Genomic DNA, 21,682 nt, shown 5'->3' on the forward strand with positions numbered 1-21,682 from the left:
GTGCTAGCGGCCGTGTCAGCGATCCGCCAGGCAGAAGGGCTCGCGAAGGACGTCGGGTCCGACGAGTGCGACGAGGTGGTGGTCGCCGCGATCCAGTACTGGGTCTTCGTCATCGGCGAGGCGGTCAAGGGGCTCTCCGCCGAGACGAGGGCACGGCGACCTCAGGTTCCGTGGTCGGACGTCGCACGGATGCGTGACCTCATCGGGCACCACTACTACAAGCTGGACACGCAGATCGTCCGTGCCACGATCGGATCACCCCTCGCCCAGCTCGAGAGGGCGTGCATCGAGCTTCGTGAGGAGAACGGCGGATCAGCGGGCGCGTGAGTCGTCGTCGCGTGTCGGAAGGCTCCTGACACCGACGACAAGAGCCCCGCACCGGACCGGTGCGGGGCTCTCGAGCGCTGAGCGGGTGACGGGAATCGAACCCGCGCTGTCAGCTTGGGAAGCTGAAGTTCTACCATTGAACTACACCCGCGCGGCGCCGGTGGCGTCCGCCCCGGGCCCTCTGGGAGGATCCTCGGCGAACCAGCGCGCGCCCCGATCATAGCGGACGTCGCCGGTGATGCCAGAACCCGACCGCACCACGACCCAGTACCGCGCCGACGTGCCGCGCGCCGCCCGAGGAGCAGCCTTGTCCGAGAACCCGCACCAGCAGCAGCCCGACCCCGCGCAGGGGACCCCGGCCCCGGGCGACCCGGTCTACGGGGGCGGGGCGACGCCGTCGGGCGTAGCGCCGGGCCACGACCAGCAGCCCGGCTACGGCGACGCGTACGGCCAGCCGCAGCAGGGCTACGGCGACGCCTACGGCCAGCAGCCGTACGGGACGCCCGGTGCGCAGCCGGGGTACGGCCAGCCGCAGGGCGCGGCCTACGGTGCGGCGCCCCAGCAGGGCTACCCCCAGCAGGGCTACGGCCAGCAGCCGGGGTACGGGCAGCCCGGCCCGTACGGGCAGCCCGGCTTCGACCCGGCGTACGACCCCCAGGCCAAGTCCCGGCTCGCCGCGGGCCTGCTCGGGATCCTCGTCGGGAGCCTCGGCATCCACCGGTTCTACCTCGGCTACACGGGCATCGGCCTGACGATGCTGCTCGTGTCGGTGCTGTCGTTCGGCTTCGCCGCGCCGGTCATCGCGATCTGGGGCCTCGTCGAGGGCATCCTCTACCTGACCTCGAAGACGGGCTACTACTCGGTCGACTCGACGGGCCGCCCGCTGCGCGCCTGACGCCGCGCCGAACCCTGGACCGTTCCCCACGGCGACGCGTTCCCGGGGAGCGATCCAGGGTTCGGCGACCGGTCCTGGCGGGCGCCGGCGTCGGCTAGCGTGGGGCCGTGCTGCTCTCCGACCGCGACATCCGGGCCGAGCTCGACGCCGGGCGCGTCCAGCTCGAGCCGTACGACCCGTCGATGCTCCAGCCGTCGAGCATCGACGTGCGACTCGACCGGTTCTTCCGGCTGTTCGACAACCACAAGTACCCGTTCATCGACCCGTCGCAGGACCAGCCGGACCTCACGCGCCTGGTCGAGGTCGACCCGGCGGAGCCGTTCGTGCTGCACCCGGGGGAGTTCGTGCTCGGGTCGACGTTCGAGACGGTGACCCTGCCCGACGACGTCGCCGCGCGCCTCGAGGGCAAGTCGAGCCTCGGTCGGCTCGGCCTCCTCACGCACTCCACGGCCGGCTTCATCGACCCGGGCTTCTCCGGGCACGTGACGCTCGAGCTGAGCAACGTCGCGACGCTGCCGATCACGCTGTGGCCGGGCATGAAGATCGGGCAGCTCTGCTTCTTCCGCCTGTCGTCGCCCGCCGAGAACCCGTACGGCTCGAGCGTCTACGGCTCCCGCTACCAGGGCCAGCGCGGCCCGACGGCCTCCCGCTCGTGGCAGAGCTTCCACCGCACCGACGTCTGAGCGCGGCACGCCGCGTCGGACGCCGTTCGACCCCGCAGGACCCGAGGACCGGAGGACCGCACCGCATGAGCCCGCTCCCGCCGCTACCGCACCCCGACGGGCCCGGCGCCGCGCAGCCCTACCAGGCGCGGCACCTGCTCGGGCTCCCGGCCGACGTCGTCGTCGACGAGGTCGAGACGCTCGCTCTCTCGCGGTTCGCGGGCGCGCGCTGGGACGTCGCGCCGGAGGGGACCGAGCCGCTCGTGCCGCCCGCCCGCACCGCGGCCCCGGGGGCGCCGGGCGTGCTGCGCACGTCGCGTCACACGACGATCACGGGGCCGTACGCGGGGTCCGGGGCGGGCCTGCCGCCGGGCACGACGCTCGTGTTCGACGTCGTGTGCCCGCGCGAGCGCGGCGACGTCCCCTACCCGGGGGGCGGAGACCGCGACGGGATCGGCCGCGCCTTCCCCGGCGGGCTGCCGGTGCGGGAGGAGGAGCGGGTCGTGGCGTTCCTCGTCGCGGCGGCGCGCCGGCTCGGCGGGTCGGTGCGGACCGACGTCGGGAACCCGGCCGGCCCGGGCGTCGTCCTCACGCCCGACCCGGGCGTCGCGATCGACATGACCCTCTACTCGGACGTCTGGCTGGACCCCAACGCCGCGCTCGCGCTCGTCGCGCGGCTGCACCCCCGGACGCGGCTCGCGACCGAGGGCAAGTCGTACGAGGGGCCGCCGAAGGGCATCGCGGACCTGCCGCTCTACCCGGGCGAGAAGATGGACCCCGCGCTCCGGCGCGCGATCCACGCGGCCGCCGACGACGTCGACATCAAGGCGCTGACGACGGGTGCGGTCCTCGACGGGTACGGGCTGATCGTCGACCTCGGCATGGACGGGCTCGTCGCGGTGGAGGTGGGCGGCGAGGAGGCCCTGCCGCTGCTGCTGCGCGGCCTGCCGTGGACGGCCGACGGCGCCGTGAGCTACCGGGTGCGGTGGGAGCCGCGCGACCTCGTCGAGTCGCAGCAGGAGCAGCCGTCGCTCGACCACCAGGTCGCGCGCAAGCGTGCGGCGCAGGTCGTCGCGCAGATCGCGCGGACGCTGCACGACGCCGTCGGGGGCGAGATCGCGGACGAGGCGGAGTTCCTCGTGGACCCCGAGGATCTGTGACGGGAGACTGAGGAATCGGTCACGGTCCGGCCTGCGGGGCCGGTGGAGGGCTGGGGAGTCGGTAAAATGATCCTCGGCACGGCATCGCCGTCGCCGTGAACTGTCGTGCCCTGCGACTCCCTTCCGCGGGTGCGACGATGACAAGTCCAGCAAGAACCCCGGCTCTGCCTGCCCACCCCGCCCCCGACCCGGACGGAGCGGCCCGTGCTCTACGTGCTCGTTGCTCATCTCGTGATGGCACTGGGCGCGCCCGCACTCGTCTCGCTCCTCGGCCGCCGGGCGTTCCTCGTCATGGCGCTCGCGCCGGCGTCGGCGGCCGTCTACGCGCTCGCCTGGACCGAGCGCGTGATGGCGGGGGAGCACCCCACCCAGGTCGTCGAGTGGGTGCCGGGCCTGGGCCTCGAGCTCGCCTTCCGCATGGACACGCTGTCGTGGCTCATGCTGCTGCTCGTCGGCGGCGTCGGCGCGCTCGTCCTCGTCTACTGCTCGGCCTACTTCTCGCCCACCGCGCAAGGCCTGCGGCGGTTCGGCGGCGTCCTCACGGCGTTCGCCGGGGCCATGGTCGGGCTCGTCACCGCGGACGACATGCTGCTCCTGTTCGTGTTCTGGGAGCTCACGACCGTCTTCTCCTACCTCCTCATCGGGCACTACGCCGATCGCAAGGCGAGCCGGCGCGCCGCGATGCAGGCGATCGTCGTGACGACGGCCGGCGGTCTGGCGATGCTCGTGGGCGTCGTGATCCTCGGGGTCCAGGGCGGGACCTTCCGGATGTCGGAGATCATCGCCGACCCGCCCACGGGCGGCGCGGTGACGGCCGCGATCGTCTGCCTCCTGGTGGGCGCGGCGAGCAAGTCCGCGCTGATCCCCCTGCACTTCTGGCTGCCCGCGGCGATGGCCGCGCCGACCCCGGTGAGCGCCTACCTGCACGCGGCCGCGATGGTCAAGGCCGGCGTCTACCTCGTCGCGCGGTTCGCGCCCGCCTACTCCGACACGACCGTGTGGCGGTCGATGGTCATCGCGCTCGGCGCGGGCACCCTGCTCGTGGGCGGCTACCGCGCGCTGCGCCAGTACGACCTCAAGCTCGTGCTCGCGTTCGGCACGGTGAGCCAGCTCGGCCTCATCATCCTGCTCGTCGGCCTCGGGACGCGCGGGGCAGCGCTCGCCGGTCTCGCGATGATCGGTGCGCACGCGATGTTCAAGGCGTCGTTGTTCCTCGTGGTCGGCGTCGTCGACGCCGCGACCGGGACGCGCGACCTGCGTCGCCTCACGGGCGTGGGCAAGGCCCTCCCGTGGACGGCGGTCGCGGGCGGGCTCGCGACCGCCTCGATGATCGGGCTCCCGCCGTTCGCGGGCTACGTCGCGAAGGAGGCGGCGCTCGAGTCGCTCCTGCACGGCTCGGGGCCCGTCTGGGTCGACACGGTGGTCCTGTGGGCCGTCGTCGTCGGGTCGATGTTCACGGTCGCCTACGGGATCCGGTTCTGGTGGGGCGCGTTCGCGTCCAAGCCGCACCTCGGCACGCCCCCGGCGCGGGCCAACGAGCACGTGAAGCTGCGCGCGCTCGCCGCGCGCGGCCCCGCCGTCGCGGCGGACGAGCCGCCGATCGACCCCGCGCGGATCCATCGCCAGCCGTTCCTGCTCGTGAGCCCGGCCGTCGTGCTCGCCGTCCTGGGCCTCGCGACGGCGCTCGTTCCCCACTTCGGTGAGGACCTCCTCGCGCCCTACGCGGACACGTACCCCGTGGGCGAGCCCGGGCACCTCGTCCTGTGGGCGGGCTTCACCCCCGCGCTCGCGCTCACCGTCCTCGTCCTCGCGGTCGGCGTCGTGCTGTTCTGGCAGCGGGCGCGCGTCGAGCGCTTCCAGGCGTCGCTGTGGACCGGCCCGGAGGCCGACGTCACGTACCGCAAGGTCATGCGCAAGCTCGACGACCTCGCGGCCGACGTCACCGCGGTCACCCAGCGTGGCTCGCTGCCGTTCTACCTCGGCGCGATCCTCGTGGTCCTCGTCCTGGGGCCGGGGGTCGTCATGGTCGCGCAGACGGCGTGGCCCGAGCAGCTCAAGGCGTGGGACCGCCCCGCGCAGCTCGTCGCGGTCGCCGCGATCTGCGTCGCGTCGGTGCTCGCCGCGCGCTCGCGCCGCCGCCTCAAGGCCGTGATCCTCGTCGGCATCGCGGGGTACGGCAACGCCGTCCTCTTCCTCCTGCACGGCGCGCCCGACCTCGCGCTCACGCAGGTCCTCGTCGAGACGATCACGCTCGTCGTCATGGTGCTCGTGCTGCGCCGCCTGCCCGCGTACTTCTCCAACCGGCCGCTCGCCGCGAGCCGCTGGGTGCGCCTGGGCATCGGCCTGGCCGTCGCCGTCGTCATGATGGGCTTCGCGGTCGTGGCGCCGCTCGCGCGGGTCGCGACGCCGATCTCCGTCGACTTCCCGGCCGAGGCGTACGAGTTCGGGCACGGCAAGAACATCGTCAACGTGACGCTCGTCGACATCCGCGCGTGGGACACGATGGGCGAGATCTCCGTCCTGCTGGCCGCGGCCACGGGTGTCGCGTCGCTGGTGTTCCTGCGCACGCGCAGCGGCGAGATCCTGCGCGCGTCGGGCGCGAAGCCCGCGACGACGGCGTCCGGCTCGGGCGTGTGGAGCGAGGGCAGCGCGGACCCGGGCGCGGCGCTGCGCCGCCGCGGCGTCACCGAGAAGGACCAGCCGCGCATGCTCGTGTGGCTCAGCGCGGGGCGCACGCTCGCGCCCCAGAGACGCTCGGTGATCTTCGAGGTCGTCACGCGCGTGCTGTTCCACGCGATGATCGTCTTCGCGCTCTTCCTGCTGTTCTCCGGCCACAACGCGCCCGGCGGCGGGTTCGCGGCCGGGCTGGTCGTCGGGATCGCGCTCATCGTGCGCTACCTCGCGGGCGGTCGCTACGAGCTCGGCGAGGCGGCGCCGGTCCACCCGGGCCTGCTGCTCGGCACGGGCCTGTTCCTGTCCGCGGGCGTGGGGCTCGTCGCGTTCCTGCTCACCGGCAACGTGCTCGGCAGCGACGCGTACGACATCGCGCTGCCGCTGGTGGGGGAGATCCACCTCGTCACGTCGCTGTTCTTCGACGTCGGCGTGTTCCTCGTCGTCGTGGGCCTCGTCCTCGACATCCTGCGCACCCTGGGGGCGGAGATCGACCGGCACGCCGAGCGCGCCGCCGCCGGGCGCGAGCCGGGCGAGGACACCGGGCCGTTCGAGGCCATGGAGCCCGACTCGATCGGGGGCGGCCGCCGATGAACGTCATCGACATGACCCCGAGCGTCGTCCTCGTGCTCGCGATCGGCGTGCTCTTCGCGGCGGGCGTCTACCTGCTGCTGGAGCGCAGCCTCACGCGCGTCCTGCTCGGCTTCATCCTCATGGGCAACGGCGCGAACCTGCTGTTCCTCGTCGCGGGCGGGCGCGCCGGGGGCGCGCCCCTCATCGGCACGACGCCCGAGGACGAGATGAGCGACCCGCTCGTCCAGGCGATGGTGCTCACCGCGATCGTCATCACGCTCGGCATCACGGCGTTCGTCCTCGCGATGGCGTACCGGTCGTGGCAGCTCCACGGCCACGACGAGGTGCAGGACGACCTCGAGGACCGCCGCGTCGCGCGGCACGCCGCGCGCAACGCCCCCGCGTTCGAGGACGCGGACACGGAGGAGAGCGGCGCGAGCCTGGACGACGAGGCCGCCGAGGTCCGCGACGAGACCGACGGCGACGGTGACGGGATCACCGACGGGCAGGAACCGCCGTCGTCCCCGGTGGCGCCGGACGACGACGCCGCCCGGCCCGACCGCCCGGACGACCCACGACCTGACGACCGCAGCGACGACGGGAAGGAGCCGCGATGAGCCTCACCGCCGCGGCGCTCGTCCCGCTGCCCGTCGTCCTCCCGCTCGTCGCGGCGGGCGCCGCGCTCGCGCTGTGGCGCCACCCGCGCGCCCAGCGGCTCATCACGGTCGCCGCGCTCGCGCTCGTCCTCGCGGCGTCGGTGGGGCTGCTCGTCGCGGCCGACTCCGGACCGATCGTCGTCGACGTCGGCGGCTGGGCCGCCCCGGTCGGGATCGACCTCGTCGCGGACCGGCTCTCGTCGCTCATGCTCGTGGTCTCGAGCTTCGTCATGCTGTGCGTCCTGCTGTACTCGCTCGCGCAGGGCGTGGCGGACGGCGACGAGGAGGCGCCGGTCGCGATCTACCACCCGACGTTCATGGTGCTCGCCGCGGGGGTGTTCAACGCGTTCCTCTCGGGCGACCTGTTCAACCTCTACGTCGGGTTCGAGATCTTCCTCGCCGCGAGCTACGTGCTCCTGACGCTCGGCGGCACGGGCGAGCGCATCCGCGCCGGGTCGATCTACGTCGTCGTGGCGCTGCTGTCGTCCATCGTGTTCCTCGTCGCGATCGCGCTGACCTACGCGGCGACGGGCACCGTGAACCTCGCCCAGCTCTCCGAGCGCTACGGGGAGATCGACCCGGGTATGGCGCTCACGATCCAGCTCCTGCTGCTGCTCGCGTTCGGCATCAAGGCGGCGATCTTCCCGCTGTCCGCGTGGCTGCCCGACTCGTACCCGACCGCGCCCGCGCCCGTCACGGCGGTGTTCGCCGGCCTGCTCACCAAGGTCGGCGTCTACGCGATCATCCGCACGCAGACGCTGCTGTTCCCCGAGGACAGCGTGGTCGACGACGTGCTCATGTGGCTCGCGCTGCTCACGATGGTCGTCGGGATCCTCGGCGCCGTCGCGCAGAACGACATCAAGCGACTCCTGTCGTTCACGCTCGTGAGCCACATCGGCTACATGATCTTCGGCATCGCGCTCGCGTCCGAGCCGGGCATGGCGGCCGCCATCTTCTACGTCGTGCACCACATCACCGTCCAGACGACGCTGTTCCTCGTGGTGGGCCTCGTGGAACGCCGCGGCGGGTCGACCTCGCTCGACCGGCTCGGCGGCCTCGCCAAGCTCGCGCCGGGGCTCGCGATCCTGTTCTTCATCCCCGCGATGAACCTCGCCGGGATCCCGCCGCTGTCCGGCTTCCTCGGCAAGGTGGGCCTGCTGGAGGAGGGCGTCGCGCAGGGCACCCCGCTCACGTGGGCGCTCGTCGTCGGGTCGGTCGTCACGTCGCTCCTCACGCTGTACGCGATCGTCAAGGCGTGGAACAAGGCGTTCTGGCAGACGGCGCCCGTGGAGATCCCCGCGGACGCGCGCCTCCCGCGCGGCATGGTCGGGCCGGCGACGGCGCTCGTCGCGTTCGGCCTCGCGCTCACCGTGGTGGCCGGCCCGCTCTACTCGTACACCGAGCGCGCGGCCACGACGCTCCTCGACGGCCACACGTACGTCGACGCGGTGTTCCCGGGCGACTCCGACCGCGGGCAGGGCGAGTCGAACGAGGTCGCGACGGGCGAGTCGGACGGCACGGAGCCCGCCACGACGACCGGGGGTGGGGACGGATGAGCCTGCACCGCCGCCGTCGCGCGCTCGCCTCCGGCTGGTTCGCGCGCGTCACCACGCAGTGGCGCACGATCCTGTGGCTGACGCTCGTCTGGGTCATGCTCTGGGGCGACCTGTCGTGGGGCAACGTCCTCGCGGGCGTGATCCTCGGCTTCGCCGTCATCACGTTCTTCCCGCTGCCGTCGATCGCGGCGCGCGGGAAGCTCCGGCCATGGCCGTTCGCCGTGCTCGTCGGGCGCTTCGTCGCCGACCTCGTCGTCGCCTCGTTCCAGGTGAGCCTGCTCGCCCTCACGCCCGGCCACACGCCCCGCGGCGCCGTCGTGGGCGTGCGGCTGCGCAACCCGTCGGACATCTACCTGACGATCACGGCCGAGCTCTCCTCGCTCGTGCCCGGCTCCATCGTCGTCGAGGCGCACCGGCTCACGGGGATGCTCTACCTGCACGTGCTCGACGTCGAGACGGCGGGCGGGGTGGAGAAGGTCCGCCAGGACACGCTCGCCCTGGAGGCCCGCGTGCTGCACGCGCTCGCGTCCAACGACGAGCTGCGCGCCGCCGGCCTGTACCGCGAACCGTCGGAGCGAGAGGTGGCCGAGGCATGAGCGACACCGTCTACCTCGTCGTCGTGATCGCGTCCGCGGCGCTGCTCGCGGTCGGCGCGAGCCTCGCGATCGTGCGCGCCGAGCGCGGCCCGTCGATGCTCGACCGCACCATCGCGCTCGACGTCTTCACGACGACTCTCGTCGGCGCGATCGCGCTCGAGGCCGCGTTCTCGCGGCGCACGGACACCATCCCGATCCTCGTCGTGCTGTCCCTCGTCGGGTTCGTGGGCTCGGTGACGATCGCGCGCTTCGCGTCCGTCGAGCCCGAGGACGAGGGCCGCATCCGCACGGCCGACGAAGTCGCCGCGGAGGACGCCGCGCGCCGCGAGGCCGAGGAGGCCGACCGCGACTCCGCCGTGGACCCCGAGCACCACGGCGGCTCGCCCGAGGGGGAGGTGCGCTGATGGACCCGGCGACCAGCTTCTGGGACACCCTGGCCGACGTCGTCTCGGCCGTCTTCCTGCTGAGCGGCGCGTTCCTCGCGTTCGCCGCGGGGGTCGGCGTCGTCCGCTTCCCCGACCTGCTCGCGCGCATGCACGCCGCGACGAAGCCGCAGGTCCTGGGGCTCATCCTCGTGCTCGCGGGCCTGAGCCTGCGGCTGCGCTCCTGGGGCGCCGTCGCGACGCTGTTCCTCGTCGTGATCTTCCAGCTCCTCACGTCGCCGGTCGCGGCGCACATGGTCGGTCGCGCCGGGTACCGCACCGGCAAGGTGCGCACGGACCTGCTCGTCGTGGACGAGCTCACGCGCGACCAGGACGCGGCCGAGCGCGAGGACTCGGGCGAGCACGAGGACGTCGGGCCCGCTGCCGGGGCCGACACCTCGGAGCGCTGACGCGCTCGTCCGGACCTGCGGCCAACGGCCGGAGCATTCGACGGTCGTTCGCTGCTCCGCGCGCGGGCCGCGGGCGCGGCTGGTAGACCGGCTGCATGGCCGACGCCCCCACGCCCGCCCCGCCGCAGCCGGAGTCGCGCAACCCGCGGGTCGCCCGGCCGGAGGACGGCGGCGAGAGCACCGTCACCGTCGTCGTCGCGTTCCTCGCGAACGCGCTCGTCGCGGGCGCCAAGACCGTCGCCGCGACGATCACCGGGTCGGCGTCGATGCTCGCCGAGGCCGTGCACTCGTGGGCGGACACCGGCAACGAGGTCTTCCTGCTCGTCGCCGACAAGCGCTCGCGGCGCCCCGCCGACGCCGAGCACCCGCTCGGGTTCGGCCGCGAGGCGTACGTGTGGTCGATGTTCGCGGCGATCGGGCTGTTCGCCGTCGGTGCGGGGGTCTCGATCACGCACGGCATCCAGGAGCTCGTGCACCCCGAGCCAGCGGACGACTTCGTCGTCGCCTACGCGGTGCTGGCGCTCGCGTTCGTCCTGGAGGGTGTGTCGTTCCTCCGCGCCCGGCGCCAGGCGCGCGACGAGGCGCGGGCCGCCGACCGGGACACGTTGCACCACGTGCTCGTGACCTCCGACCCCACGCTGCGGGCCGTGTACGCGGAGGACGCCGCCGCGCTGGTCGGCCTCGTCGTCGCGTTCGGCGGGGTGCTCGCGCACCAGCTCACCGGCTCTCCCGTCCCGGACGCGATCGGGTCGATCGTCGTCGGCATCGTGCTCGCGGTGGTGTCGGTCGTGCTCATCGACCGCAACCGCCGCTTCCTCGTCGGCGAGGCCGCGCTGCCCGCGACGCGGGCCGCCGTCCTGCAGGGCATCCGGGACCTGCCGGAGGTCGAGCGCGTGACCTACCTGCGGCTCGAGTACGTGGGCCCGCGCGCGCTCTACCTCGTGGCGAGCGTCGACCTCCGCGGCGACGAGACCGAGACGACGGTCGCGCGCCGCCTCGACGACCTCGAGCGCCGCGTGACGTCCGTGCCGCTCATCGCGGGCGCGGTCTTCACCGTCTCGGCCCCCGAGGAACCGTCGATCTCCTGACCCTGACGGTGCCGAACCCGGGGTTTCTCCCCGGTTCGACGCCGAGCCGGGGAGCGACCCCGGGTTCGGCTCAGGGGGTGTTCAGAGGAGCGACGGCGCCCCCGTCGCGCGGGCCTCGCGGTCGAGCAGGCTGCGCTTGACCTCGAGGCCGTAGCGGAACCCGCCGAGGCTGCCGTCCGTGCGGAGCACGCGGTGGCACGGGACGAACAGCGCGGCGGCGTTCATCGCGCACGCGCCCGCGGCGGCGCGCACGGCGGCGGGCCGCCCCGACAGCTCGGCGTACCGGGTGTAGGTGACGGGGTCGCCCGGCTCGACCGTGCGCAGCACGTCCCACGCGTGCGCACGGTACGGGCCCGAGACCTGGCGCACGGGGACGGCGTCGATCGCGTGCACGTCGCCCGCGTAGTACGCGCGGACCGCGGCGACGGCCAGGACGACGGCGGGCGCGTCGTCGGGCACGGCCGAGACGTCCGCGGGACGCAGGTCGGGGTGGACGAGCGCGACGAGCGCCGCGGGCTCGGCCGTCCAGCCGGAGGCGAGGACCGTGCCGTCGGGGTCGACGACGACGGTGAACGGGCCGTCGGGCGTCTCGACGGTCGTCGTCACGGCGGTCGCCGAGGTCGCGGGGGCGGTGGGTGCGGTGGTCACGGGGTCTCCTTCGTGGGGTCGGACGAGGGTCGGGGAGTCGCGGCGCGCCACAGGTGCATCGCGGCGTACGAGCGCCACGGCGCCCAGCGCTCGGCGTGCGCGGCGAGCGCGCGACGCTCGTCGGGCAGACCGAGCGCCGCGGCGCCCGCGCGGAGGGCGAGGTCGCCGTCGAGCAGGACGTCGGGGTCGTGCAGGACGCGCATCGCGACGTACCCGGACGTCCACGGGCCGACGCCGGGCATCGCCTCGAGCGCCGCGCGCTGGGCCGCCGGGTCGTCGGCGGGGGACAGCGCGAGCGCGCCGTCCGCGAGGGCCCGGGCGACGCCGAGGATCGCGGCCGTGCGCCGCGCCGGCCCGCGCACGTGGTCGGCTCCGCCGTCGGCGAGCTGCGCCGGCGTCGGGAAGAGGCGGGTCGGCCCGAACCGGGACGCGAACGGCGTGCCGAGCGCGACGGCGAGCCGCGACAGGTGCGTGCGCGCGGCGGCGACGGAGATCTGCTGTCCCACGAGCGCGCGGACGAGGATCTCCGTCGCGTCCACCGCGCCGGGGACGCGGATGCCGGGCACGGCGCGCACCGACGCGGCGAGCGCCGGGTCGGTGGCGAGGGCGGCGTCCACGGCCGCGGGGTCGGCGTCGAGGTCGAACAGGCGGCGGACCCGGGCGATCGCCGCGGGCAGGTCGGCCACGGACGTGAGCTCGAGCTCGACGTGGAACCGCGCCGCGCCGCGGACGCGCGCCGGCGGCGGGCCGTACGTCGCGCGGAACGCGCCCGGCCCGTGCGGCAGCGCGAGCGTGCGCGCGTACGACAGGAGGGGTCCGGTGAGGTCCGCGACCTCGACGCCGTCGACGGCGCGGGCCGCCAGGAACGCGAACACGCCGCGCGCGTCGAAGGGCTCGCGCAGGGGGAGCGTGAGGTCGAGCACCGCGGCGGTGCCGCCGTCGTCCCGGACGGCACGAGCGTCGTCGGGGACGCGCACGCCCGCGTCGCCGCGCGGAGGGGTCGGGCGGCCGGGCCGGGCCCGACGGCGCAGCTCGCTGGGCGTGGTGTCGAAGACCTCGGTGATCGTGTCGTTGAACTGCCGGACGCTGCCGAAGCCCGCGGCGAACGCGACGTCGGCGAGCCGGAGGTCGGTGCCCGTGAGCAGGGCGCGCGCGGTCTGGGCGCGCAGCGCGCGGGCGAGCGCGACGGGACCGGCGCCCAGCTCCGCGACGAGCACGCGGTGCACGTGCCGGGCCGAGTACCCGAGCCGTGCGGCGAGGCCGTCGACCCCCTCGCGGTCCACGACCCCGTCGGCGACGAGGCGCATCGCGCGGGCGGAGAGGTCGTGCCCGAGGTCCCAGCTCGGCGTGCCGGGGACGGCCTCCGGCAGGCACCGCTTGCACGCGCGGTAGCCGGCCTCGTGCGCGGCCGCGGACGTGAGGTAGAACGTGACGTTCTCCGGCTTGGGCGTCCGTGCCGGGCACGACGGCCGGCAGTAGATGCCCGTGCTGCTCACCGCCGTGATGAACTGCCCGTCGAACCGGCGGTCGCGCGACGCGATGGCGCGGTAGCGCTCCGCGAACACGGGGTCCGCCGCCGCACGGGGGGTCGCGAGGGTCGTCGTCATGCCTCGATCCTCACCCGCGGGACGACCGCTTGGCTAGCGGGATTCGGACACGACGGTGCCGCCCCTCCGGCGCGAACGCGGGGTCCTTCCTCAGGAGGGTCGGGTCGTGGGGAGCCAGCCCGGGCTCGGCAGCCGGAGGCGTCGGCGGGACCCGTCAGACGCGGGCGTCGAGCCAGTCGAGCACCTCGCGCAGGTAGGTCGACCTCGCGGGCTCGGGGGAGAGTGCGAGGTCGTGCGCGCCGCCCTCGACCGTGACGACCGTGACGTCGTCGCCCAGCCGCTCGGCGCGCGACGTGATCTGACCGACGTCGAGCACGCTGTCGGTCGTGAGCAGGGCGTCGTGCCAGCCCGACGCCGGGCCGCTGCGCGCGGACGCCAGCACGAGGACGGGGCAGTCGACGTGCAGACCGCGCGCCACGCGCGCGTGCCCGCGCCGCACCGCGCGCAGGAACCCCGCACGGACCGGGAAGCCCTCGATCGGCTTCCAGGCCAGGTCGAAGTCCCACTCGCCACCCGTGCTCGCGTGCAGGGCCTCGGCCCAGTGTGGGTCCAGGCCGCCCACCACCAGCCGCGGCGCGACCCGGCCGACCGCGTCGACCACCCACGTCACCGGGCCCCGGAACACCCACGGCTTGTTGAGGTCGAACCACGGGCTGTTGAGCACGAGCGCCGCGAGCCGGCCCGGGCGCGCGTCGGCCCACAGGCTCGCGACGAGCCCGCCCGTCGAGTGGCCCAGCACGACGAGCTGCTCGTGCCCCTCCGCGCGGATCGCGCGCGCGGCGGCGTCCAGGTCGCGGGCGTAGACGGCGAGGTCCGTGACGAAGTTGGGGTCGTCGTCGGGCCGGGACGGGGCGCCCGAGCCGCGCCCGATCGAGCGCCCGTAGCCGCGCAGGTCGAGCGCGTAGAACCGGTACCCGCGCGCCTCGACCGCCTCGGCGACGTGCGTCTGGAAGAAGTAGTCGATGAACCCGTGGACGTACAGCACCGCGGGCCGCTCTCCCGCGACCGACGGCGGCTCCCCGCCCGCGGCGGACCCCGCGCCCGGCGCGGTGGACGGGGTGGCCGGACGTGCGCCGTCGGCCCTGCGGACGAGCGTCGCCACCGCGCCGTCCGGCAGGTCGAGGTCCCGCGCGACCCAGTCCTCGCCCAGCACGTCCGTGCGCCACCCCGTCCGCGTCCCGGCCATCTCGTCCACCGTCTCCTCCTCGTCACCGGCTCGTCCGACCTGTCAGCGTCCCACCGCTCCCCGGGCCCGTCGAGCGCTGGCACGGGACGGCGGCGAGACGTGTCGGCGGCCCGGGACCCCGGGACCCGCGGCGCGCCGACGCCTCGCGGTGCGAGGTAGCGTGGCGCGCGTGACGAGCGAGATCATCGCCCGCGTCGACGACGGCGTCGGGCACCTCACCCTGGACCGGCCCCGCGCGCTCAACGCGCTCGGCGACGCGATGCTCGGCGAGATCGCCGACGTGCTGGAGGAGTGGCGCGTCGACCCGACCGTGCGCGTCGTGCTGCTCGACGGCGCCGGCGACCGCGGCCTGTGCGCGGGCGGCGACGTCCGCGCGCTCCACGCGTCGATCGTGGCCGGGAAGCAGGCCGAGGCGCGCCGCTACTTCCGGCGCGAGTACGCGGTGGACGCGGCGCTCGCGGAGCTGCCCGTTCCCGTCGTGACGATCATGGACGGCATCACCATGGGCGGCGGGGTCGGCCTCGGCGCGCACGCCCCGGTGCGCGTCGTCACCGAGCGGTCGCGCGTCGCGATGCCGGAGACGCGGATCGGCTTCACGCCCGACGTCGGCGGGTCCTGGCTCCTGGCGCGCGCGCCCGGGCGGCTGGGGGAGATGCTCGCGCTCGGTGCCGTGACGATGGACGCCGCCGACGCGATCTTCGTCGGGCTCGCGGACCACTACGTGCCGAGCGAGCGGCTGCCCGTGCTCGCCGCCGACCTCGCCGCGCTCGCGAGCGCGGGGGTCGACCCGCTCGACGTCGAGGACGTGCGGGAGGTCGTGCGTCGCCACGCCCTGCCGGCGCCGGTCTCGCGACTCGTCACCCGACAGGCGGCGGTCGAGGCCGCGTACTCGGCGGACACCGTGCCCGAGATCCTGGCCCGCCTGCGCGCCGCAGCCCAGGACGGGGACGAGCAGTCCGGCGCCGAGGCCGACGAGCTCGAGCGGCTCTCCCCGACCGCGGTCACCGTGGCGCTCGCGGCCGTGCGCAGCGCGCGCGACCTCCCCGACCTGCGCGCGGCGCTGGAGCAGGAGTACGGCCTCGTCTCCTGGTTCGTCGACACGCAGCCCGACCTCGTCGAGGGCGTCCGCGCGCAGCTCGTCGACAAGGACCGCGACCCCTCGTGGCGCCCGGCGACGCTCGCCGAGGTCGACCCCGGGGTCGGCGCCGAGGCGCTCGCCTACGTCCCTGCCGAGCCCCTGTGGGACGACGCGCTCAGCCCGCGCCTCGCACGCCGCGCGGTCGAGGCCGTCGTCCGCCGGTTCAGCGAGGACGAGCCGACCGCCCAGGAGCTGGCGGAGGCAGCCGACGACCTCGTGGTCGAGCTCGTCCAGCGGCGCGACGACGGGGGCACGGTCGTGCACCTCGCGGACTCGTGCGGCGAGCACTTCCTCGACGGGTACTGGCCCGCGGTGCGGTTCGACGCCGTGGGCGACGTCGTCGAGGTCACCGTCGAGTCCTGACTCGCCGGCACGCACGCGCTCGCCGGAAGACGCCGAAGCGGCCACGCCCGGAAGGCGTGGCCGCTTCGGCCGGAGGTGGGCTCCCGAGGTCAGAAGACGAGCGTCTGCTGCCACTCGATCAGGTCGCCGATCTTCGCGACGAGGGTCTCGTCCTGGAGACCGTGCGCCTTCCCCTGGGCCTGCTTGAGGATGTGGATCGCGTCCGCGTGCGCGCCCGCGTCGGCGGCCGCCTCGGCCCGGTCGAGGTAGTCGCGCACGCCCGCGGAGAGCTTCTCCGCGCGGTTCGAGCCCGTCGAGAGCGACGTCACGATGCCGTCGACCTCCTTGAAGGTGACGCAGTCACCGCCGCCGCTCACCTTGCCGGCCGTCCACTCGATGCCCCCGGCGAGGTGCGCGAGGAACAGCGGGTCCGAGTAGGAGGAGTCGACGTGGCCGGCGCCCTCGTACCAGGACCGTCCGCCCTCGAAGTTCTGGCACCAGGCCAGGGGGTGGTCGTCGCCCATGGCGTCGCGGCCGGGGTTGTAGGTCGACTCGTCCAGCGTGATGAGGACGTGCACGTCCTCCCGCGGGTTGCTGGTGAAGTTGTACCACTCGTCGAACCTCGTCCACTCCGCGGGGAGCATCTCGGTCGACGGGTGACCGGGGCTCTCGACCCGCATCGTGGCCGTCTGCTGGGCCGGGTGGCTCTTGAACCGCGCCGACCCGCCGCTGAGCTCGCTGTACCACGGCACCGCGTGCATGGTGTCGGTCGCGGCGTGCAGGCCGACGTACCCGCCGCCGTCGCGGATGTAGCCCTGCAGGGCCGCGAGCTCCGAGTCGTTCAGCAGCCGGGGACGAGCAGGGTCCTGGTTGTTGGTGCCGTCGACCGGCGAGGCGAAGAGGATCGTCGCGTACTGCGAGAGGTCCTCGGCGCTCGTGAACGGCGTCGAGTCGAGCGTCAGCTCGGGCTGCCGCGAGTCCCACACGTCGACCGTGAACCCGCGCTCCTCGCCGATGGCGATGACGGCCTCGGTCGTCTCGTCGATGTGCGAGTGACGGAAGCCGAGAGTCTCGCCGACGACGAGGACCTTGTACTCGTCGTCGGCCGCGCTCGCCGGGACCGCGGCGACCCCGACCGCGAGAGCGCTCGCTGCAGCGGTGAGGCCGGTGGCCAGACGCCAGGCGTGATGCTTCATGGTGACTCCTCGTTGAGTGAACCGGTACGCCCCCCGACCGTCGGGCATCCAGGTGCCCGGCGGCTTCGAGCGACGGTATCCCGCCCCGTCCCTAAAAGGCAATACCGATAAACAAAATGCCGTCGGGTGGTGGGGACGAGGCTCGGGGACGCACGACGGCCCGCCCCGGTCTCGGGGCGGGCCGTCAAGGGTGGTGCTGCGGGCGGACCGGCGACGGGGGCCAGCCGGTGGTCAGCGACCGCTGGTCACCGACCGCCGGTCACCGACCACGCGCCGTCGGACGCGCAGCCGTCACTCGGGCGGCGGGCGCAGGCGCGTCGCGTCGTCGATCTCGTCGTCCGGGCCGGCGGGGCTCGCCGGGCCGTCCGGGCCGGGGGCACCGGGCTGCGGCGGGAGGGGCTGCGTCGGCGCGGGCTGCTGGTACGGCGGCAGCGGCTGCGTCGCCCCCGGCGGCTGGGCGGGGAGCGGCGTCGTCGGCGACGACTGCGGGTGCGGCGCGCCGGGAGGGGCGTACGGAGCCGCGCCCGGGTAACCCCCCTGCGGCTGCGGCGGGGCCGGCGGCTGGGCGCCGTACGGGCCCGGGGCCGGGGGCTGCGCCCCGTAGCCCTGCGGCGCCCCCGGCTGCCCGGGGTAGGCGCCCGGCTGCTGGCCCGGCTGGCCCGGGTAGGCGCCCGGCTGCTGTCCCGGGTACTGACCCTGCTGGCCGGGGTAGCCGCCCTGCTGGCCCGGCTGCTGGGCGGGGTAGCCCTGCTGGCCCGGGTACTGGCCCTGGGGCTGGCCGGGGTACTGACCGGGCTGACCGGCCGCGGGGTACGCGCCCGGCTGACCCGGGTAGCCGCCCTGCTGGAAGCCGGCCGCCTGGCCGTCCTGCGTGCCCGGCTTGGAGCGGAGCACCAGCCAGAGCACCAGGCCGATGATGCCGAGCAGCACGACGCCGCCGATCACGAACCACAGCCAGGCCAGGGAGCCCGAGTCCGAGGAGTCGCCCGCGCTCTCCCCGCCGTCGGGCGCGGTGGCGCCGTCGGAGTTGTCGGTGGCCTCCTCGGAGCCCTCGTCGCCCGTGCCGGCCGCGCCGCCCGCGACGGCCGAGCCGCGCGCCGTCATCTCGTTGACCTCGCCGACGACCGGCGTCCACGTCACGGTGTTGCCGTCGACGGTGCCGTTGGACTCGGAGACCTCGCCGGGGAACGTGATGGCGACCTTGATGTCGAGGCTGTCCATCATCTGCCGCGTCATCTCGTCGCCGGCCGCGTCGCCGGTCTCGGGGTTGAACTCCTCGCCCGTCATGTCCATCGAGCCGCTCACGACGTACTCGTCGCCCTCGCGCGTCACGGAGATGGAGTCGGTGGCGCCGGTGTCGAGCTGGGAGATGGGCTGGTCGGCGTACGTGATCCTGGTGCCGGTGTAGCCGTCCTGCGCGTACGGCTCCTGCGTCGCGCCCTCGGGCAGGTCGGACTCCATCTCGGAGCCCATCTGGTCCCACATCTCCTGCGGGTCCATGTCCAGGGACTGGGCCATCTCGTCGGAGAACGCCATCACGACGCTGCCGTCGAACGTGTCGTCCTCGTTGAGGGTGATGGCCATGTCCATCCTCATGCACCCCGCGAGGAACAGTGCGAGGGTGGCGAAGAGGGCGCCGAGGCCGAGTCGTCTGCGCAAGGGTGAGGAGTTCACCGGCCCAGCATGTCGCGGATCGTCGCCCGAGGCGAGGGACGATGCCGATTTGAGACGGAATGCGGCCGAGAGTTCATCCACGTCGGACGACGGACCACCGGGAGGTCGGGCGCGAGGCTGACGATCGAAGTTGAGCGGAATACACTCAACTTCGGAGTCGTTCCACTGGTCAGACCATCTTTTCGAGCACCACACCGGAGCACCTATGGAAACGAAGTTCACCACGATGTCGCAGCAGGCGATCGGCGAGGCGATCCAGACCGCGTCGGCCGCCGGCAACCCGCAGCTCGAGCCCACGCACCTCCTCGCCGCGCTGCTCGCGCAGGAGGGCGGGGTCGCCGTCGGGCTCCTGGACGCCGTCGGCGCGGACAAGCAGGCCGTCGGGCAGAAGGTCCGGGCCGCGCTCGTCGCGCTGCCCACGGCGAGCGGGTCCGCCGTCGCGCAGCCGACGCCGTCGCGCGCCACGTCGACCGCGCTCGACAACGCCGCGAAGGAGGCGCAGGCGCTCGGCGACGAGTACGTCTCCACCGAGCACCTGCTGCTCGGCATCGCCGCGGGATCCTCGCAGGCCGCGACGATCCTGCAGCAGGCCGGCGCGACCGCCGACGCGCTGCGGTCGGCGCTGCCCGCGGTGCGCGGGAGCGCGCGCGTGACGAGCCCCAACCCCGAGGGCACCTACAAGGCGCTGGAGCAGTACGGCACCGACCTCACCGCCGCCGCCGCTGAGGGCAAGCTCGACCCCGTCATCGGGCGCGACTCGGAGATCCGGCGCGTCGTGCAGGTGCTCAGCCGCCGCACCAAGAACAACCCGGTGCTCATCGGCGAGCCCGGCGTCGGCAAGACCGCCGTCGTCGAGGGCCTCGCCCAGCGCATCGTCGCGGGCGACGTCCCGACGTCGCTCCAGGGCAAGCGCCTCGTGTCCCTCGACCTCGCGAGCATGGTCGCGGGCGCGAAGTACCGCGGCGAGTTCGAGGAGCGGCTCAAGGCCGTCCTGGAGGAGATCCGGTCCTCCGACGGCGAGGTCGTCACGTTCATCGACGAGCTGCACACGGTCGTCGGGGCGGGCGCGGGCGGCGAGGGCGCCATGGACGCGGGCAACATGCTCAAGCCCATGCTCGCGCGCGGCGAGCTGCGCCTCGTGGGCGCGACCACGCTCGACGAGTACCGCGAGTACATCGAGAAGGACCCGGCCCTGGAGCGCCGGTTCCAGCAGGTGTTCGTCGGCGAGCCCTCGGTCGAGGACACCGTCGCGATCCTGCGCGGCCTCAAGGAGCGGTACGAGGCGCACCACAAGGTGACGATCGCCGACTCGGCGCTCGTCGCCGCGGCGTCGCTCTCCGACCGGTACATCACCGGGCGCCAGCTCCCGGACAAGGCGATCGACCTCGTCGACGAGGCGGCGTCGCGCCTGCGCATGGAGCTCGACTCCTCGCCGATCGAGATCGACGAGCTGCAGCGCGCGGTCACGCGCCTGGAGATGGAGGAGGTCGTGCTGTCCGAGTCGACCGACCCCGCGTCGCTCGAGCGGCTCGAGAAGCTGCGCGCCGACCTCGCCGACCGGCGCGAGGAGCTCGCCGCGCTCACCGCGCGCTGGGAGGCCGAGAAGGCGGGCCACAACCGCGTGGGCGACCTGCGCGCCAAGCTCGACGAGCTGCGCGTCCAGGTCGAGCGCGCGATCCGCGAGGGCGACCTCGAGACCGCGGGCCGGCTCCAGTACGGCGAGATCCCGCAGCTCCAGCGCGAGCTCGACGCGGCCGAGGCCGAGGAGCAGGCGGACGACGCGTTCGCGGCGTCCGGGCCCGAGGCCGCCCCGATGATCGCCGACAAGGTCGGCGCGGACGAGATCGCGGAGGTCGTGTCCGCGTGGACGGGCATCCCCGCGGGCCGCATGCTCCAGGGCGAGAGCGAGAAGCTCCTGCACATGGAGGAGGTCATCGGGGAGCGCCTCATCGGCCAGCAGGCCGCCGTCCGGTCGGTGTCCGACGCCGTCCGGCGCTCGCGTGCGGGCGTCGCCGACCCGGACCGCCCCACGGGCTCGTTCCTCTTCCTCGGCCCGACGGGGGTCGGCAAGACGGAGCTCGCGAAGTCGCTGGCCGACTTCCTCTTCGACGACGAGCGCGCCATGGTGCGCATCGACATGTCCGAGTACTCCGAGAAGCACTCGGTCGCCCGGCTCGTCGGCGCGCCCCCGGGGTACGTGGGGTACGAGGAGGGCGGCCAGCTCACCGAGGCCGTGCGGCGCCGCCCCTACTCGGTCGTGCTGCTCGACGAGGTCGAGAAGGCGCACCCCGAGGTCTTCGACATCCTGCTGCAGGTGCTCGACGACGGCCGTCTCACCGACGGCCAGGGCCGCACCGTCGACTTCCGCAACGTCATCCTCGTGCTCACGTCGAACCTCGGCTCGCAGTTCCTCGTCGACCCGATGCTCGACGACGCCGCGAAGCGCGAGGCCGTGATGAGCACGGTGCGGGCGAGCTTCAAGCCGGAGTTCCTCAACCGCCTCGACGACGTGATCGTGTTCGAGCCGCTCACGCTCGACGAGCTCGGCCGGATCGTCGACATCAGCGTCGCGCACCTCGCGAAGCGCCTCGCCGACCGGCGCATCACGCTCGACGTCACGACGGCGGCGCGCGAGTGGCTCGCGCTCGAGGGCTTCGACCCCGCGTACGGGGCGCGCCCGCTGCGCCGCCTCGTGCAGCGCGAGATCGGCGACCGCCTCGCGCGGCTGCTGCTCTCGGGCGACGTCGCCGACGGCGACGTGGTGCGCGTCGACCGCGACCCCGAGGCCGAGGGCCTGACCCTCGGCACGGAGATCCTCACGGCCTGAGCATCGCGCAGAACCGCGGTCCGTCGAGGGAGAGCCCGACCAGGGCTCT

Annotated in this window: 18 protein-coding genes and 1 tRNA gene; 13 read left to right on the plus strand and 6 right to left on the minus strand. The window is 74.1% G+C overall.

The window, feature by feature from the left end; translation table 11 throughout:
• Positions 1-12: 12 nt before the first annotated feature.
• Complete coding sequence (locus tag ABRQ22_RS15870) at positions 13-327, plus strand: HepT-like ribonuclease domain-containing protein (RefSeq protein ID WP_353707421.1); 315 nt, start codon at positions 13-15, stop codon at positions 325-327.
• A gap of 80 nt (positions 328-407) precedes the next feature.
• Here ABRQ22_RS15870 and ABRQ22_RS15875 read toward each other — a convergent pair.
• Positions 408-478: transfer RNA gene (locus ABRQ22_RS15875), tRNA-Gly, on the minus strand.
• 87 nt (positions 479-565) lie between these two features.
• Here ABRQ22_RS15875 and ABRQ22_RS15880 point away from each other — a divergent pair.
• The 10 genes from ABRQ22_RS15880 to ABRQ22_RS15925 all read left to right on the plus strand — a co-directional run bounded on the left by ABRQ22_RS15880 (position 566) and on the right by ABRQ22_RS15925 (position 11,015).
• The gene (locus ABRQ22_RS15880; RefSeq protein WP_353707422.1) at positions 566-1,222 is read left to right on the plus strand and encodes an NINE protein; all 657 of its coding nucleotides are present in this window, start codon (positions 566-568) and stop codon (positions 1,220-1,222) included.
• Between the two features lie 107 nt (positions 1,223-1,329).
• A complete protein-coding gene (gene dcd / locus ABRQ22_RS15885) occupies positions 1,330-1,905 on the plus strand; it encodes a dCTP deaminase (RefSeq protein ID WP_141390646.1) in 576 nt (191 codons plus the stop codon).
• Positions 1,906-1,970: 65 nt separating this feature from the next.
• Positions 1,971-3,044 carry a hypothetical protein gene (locus tag ABRQ22_RS15890; protein ID WP_353707423.1) on the plus strand — a complete coding sequence of 358 codons (1,074 nt, stop codon included), beginning with the start codon at positions 1,971-1,973 and terminating at the stop codon, positions 3,042-3,044.
• A gap of 204 nt (positions 3,045-3,248) precedes the next feature.
• On the plus strand, positions 3,249-6,308 hold the full coding sequence (locus ABRQ22_RS15895; RefSeq protein ID WP_353707424.1) for a Na+/H+ antiporter subunit A: 3,060 nt from the start codon (positions 3,249-3,251) through the stop codon (positions 6,306-6,308).
• Positions 6,305-6,904 carry a Na(+)/H(+) antiporter subunit C gene (locus ABRQ22_RS15900; protein WP_353707425.1) on the plus strand — a complete coding sequence of 200 codons (600 nt, stop codon included), beginning with the start codon at positions 6,305-6,307 and terminating at the stop codon, positions 6,902-6,904. Before ABRQ22_RS15895 ends, ABRQ22_RS15900 begins: the two co-directional genes overlap by 4 nt.
• Positions 6,901-8,499 (plus strand): Na+/H+ antiporter subunit D, encoded by a 1,599-nt coding sequence (locus tag ABRQ22_RS15905; protein WP_253052398.1) that lies wholly within the window; start codon positions 6,901-6,903, stop codon positions 8,497-8,499. The genes ABRQ22_RS15900 and ABRQ22_RS15905 overlap by 4 nt, the downstream gene beginning before the upstream one ends.
• Complete coding sequence (locus ABRQ22_RS15910) at positions 8,496-9,095, plus strand: Na+/H+ antiporter subunit E (protein WP_353707426.1); 600 nt, start codon at positions 8,496-8,498, stop codon at positions 9,093-9,095. Before ABRQ22_RS15905 ends, ABRQ22_RS15910 begins: the two co-directional genes overlap by 4 nt.
• Positions 9,092-9,499, plus strand: coding sequence for a monovalent cation/H+ antiporter complex subunit F (locus ABRQ22_RS15915; RefSeq protein WP_353707427.1), 408 nt, complete (start codon positions 9,092-9,094; stop codon positions 9,497-9,499). The genes ABRQ22_RS15910 and ABRQ22_RS15915 overlap by 4 nt, the downstream gene beginning before the upstream one ends.
• Positions 9,499-9,927, plus strand: a complete 429-nt coding sequence (mnhG, locus tag ABRQ22_RS15920) for a monovalent cation/H(+) antiporter subunit G (RefSeq protein WP_253052402.1) — start codon at positions 9,499-9,501, stop codon at positions 9,925-9,927. Before ABRQ22_RS15915 ends, mnhG begins: the two co-directional genes overlap by 1 nt.
• 95 nt (positions 9,928-10,022) lie before the next feature.
• On the plus strand, positions 10,023-11,015 hold the full coding sequence (locus ABRQ22_RS15925) for a cation diffusion facilitator family transporter (RefSeq protein ID WP_353707428.1): 993 nt from the start codon (positions 10,023-10,025) through the stop codon (positions 11,013-11,015).
• 81 nt (positions 11,016-11,096) lie between these two features.
• On the opposite strand, the gene ABRQ22_RS15930 is transcribed toward ABRQ22_RS15925, so the two are convergent.
• The 3 genes from ABRQ22_RS15930 to ABRQ22_RS15940 all read right to left on the minus strand — a co-directional run bounded on the left by ABRQ22_RS15930 (position 11,097) and on the right by ABRQ22_RS15940 (position 14,456).
• Positions 11,097-11,663: a methylated-DNA--[protein]-cysteine S-methyltransferase gene (locus tag ABRQ22_RS15930; protein WP_353707429.1), complete on the minus strand. Its 567-nt coding sequence runs from the start codon at positions 11,661-11,663 to the stop codon at positions 11,097-11,099.
• Positions 11,660-13,270, minus strand: a complete 1,611-nt coding sequence (locus tag ABRQ22_RS15935) for an AlkA N-terminal domain-containing protein (RefSeq protein ID WP_353707430.1) — start codon at positions 13,268-13,270, stop codon at positions 11,660-11,662. The genes ABRQ22_RS15930 and ABRQ22_RS15935 overlap by 4 nt, the downstream gene beginning before the upstream one ends.
• 154 nt (positions 13,271-13,424) lie before the next feature.
• A complete protein-coding gene (locus tag ABRQ22_RS15940; RefSeq protein WP_353709561.1) occupies positions 13,425-14,456 on the minus strand; it encodes an alpha/beta hydrolase in 1,032 nt (343 codons plus the stop codon).
• Between the two features lie 169 nt (positions 14,457-14,625).
• On the opposite strand from ABRQ22_RS15940, the gene ABRQ22_RS15945 reads away from it, so the two are divergent.
• Positions 14,626-15,957: an enoyl-CoA hydratase/isomerase family protein gene (locus tag ABRQ22_RS15945; RefSeq protein ID WP_353707431.1), complete on the plus strand. Its 1,332-nt coding sequence runs from the start codon at positions 14,626-14,628 to the stop codon at positions 15,955-15,957.
• Positions 15,958-16,046: 89 nt separating this feature from the next.
• On the opposite strand, the gene ABRQ22_RS15950 is transcribed toward ABRQ22_RS15945, so the two are convergent.
• The gene (locus tag ABRQ22_RS15950) at positions 16,047-17,132 is read right to left on the minus strand and encodes a ThuA domain-containing protein (protein ID WP_253052410.1); all 1,086 of its coding nucleotides are present in this window, start codon (positions 17,130-17,132) and stop codon (positions 16,047-16,049) included.
• Between the two features lie 291 nt (positions 17,133-17,423).
• Positions 17,424-18,716, minus strand: a complete 1,293-nt coding sequence (locus ABRQ22_RS15955) for a hypothetical protein (RefSeq protein WP_353707432.1) — start codon at positions 18,714-18,716, stop codon at positions 17,424-17,426.
• 295 nt (positions 18,717-19,011) lie between these two features.
• Between ABRQ22_RS15955 and clpB the strand changes: the two genes are divergently transcribed.
• On the plus strand, positions 19,012-21,633 hold the full coding sequence (clpB, locus tag ABRQ22_RS15960; protein WP_253052414.1) for an ATP-dependent chaperone ClpB: 2,622 nt from the start codon (positions 19,012-19,014) through the stop codon (positions 21,631-21,633).
• The last annotated feature ends 49 nt before the right edge of the window (positions 21,634-21,682 follow it).

Origin of the sequence: Cellulosimicrobium sp. ES-005 (assembly GCF_040448685.1) — a bacterium.
Taxonomy (GTDB): domain Bacteria; phylum Actinomycetota; class Actinomycetes; order Actinomycetales; family Cellulomonadaceae; genus Cellulosimicrobium; species Cellulosimicrobium cellulans_G.

Coding starts and splice junctions, on each gene's coding strand:
- ABRQ22_RS15880 (WP_353707422.1), top strand. CDS start 566: ATGCCAGAACCCGACCGCACCACGACCCAGTACCGCGCCGACGTGCCG.
- ABRQ22_RS15890 (WP_353707423.1), top strand. CDS start 1,971: ATGAGCCCGCTCCCGCCGCTACCGCACCCCGACGGGCCCGGCGCCGCG.
- ABRQ22_RS15900 (WP_353707425.1), top strand. CDS start 6,305: ATGAACGTCATCGACATGACCCCGAGCGTCGTCCTCGTGCTCGCGATC.
- ABRQ22_RS15905 (WP_253052398.1), top strand. CDS start 6,901: ATGAGCCTCACCGCCGCGGCGCTCGTCCCGCTGCCCGTCGTCCTCCCG.
- ABRQ22_RS15910 (WP_353707426.1), top strand. CDS start 8,496: ATGAGCCTGCACCGCCGCCGTCGCGCGCTCGCCTCCGGCTGGTTCGCG.
- ABRQ22_RS15915 (WP_353707427.1), top strand. CDS start 9,092: ATGAGCGACACCGTCTACCTCGTCGTCGTGATCGCGTCCGCGGCGCTG.
- mnhG (WP_253052402.1), top strand. CDS start 9,499: ATGGACCCGGCGACCAGCTTCTGGGACACCCTGGCCGACGTCGTCTCG.
- ABRQ22_RS15925 (WP_353707428.1), top strand. CDS start 10,023: ATGGCCGACGCCCCCACGCCCGCCCCGCCGCAGCCGGAGTCGCGCAAC.
- ABRQ22_RS15935 (WP_353707430.1), bottom strand. CDS start 13,270: ATGACGACGACCCTCGCGACCCCCCGTGCGGCGGCGGACCCCGTGTTC.
- ABRQ22_RS15940 (WP_353709561.1), bottom strand. CDS start 14,456: ATGGCCGGGACGCGGACGGGGTGGCGCACGGACGTGCTGGGCGAGGAC.
- ABRQ22_RS15950 (WP_253052410.1), bottom strand. CDS start 17,132: ATGAAGCATCACGCCTGGCGTCTGGCCACCGGCCTCACCGCTGCAGCG.
- ABRQ22_RS15955 (WP_353707432.1), bottom strand. CDS start 18,716: ATGGCCATCACCCTCAACGAGGACGACACGTTCGACGGCAGCGTCGTG.
- clpB (WP_253052414.1), top strand. CDS start 19,012: ATGGAAACGAAGTTCACCACGATGTCGCAGCAGGCGATCGGCGAGGCG.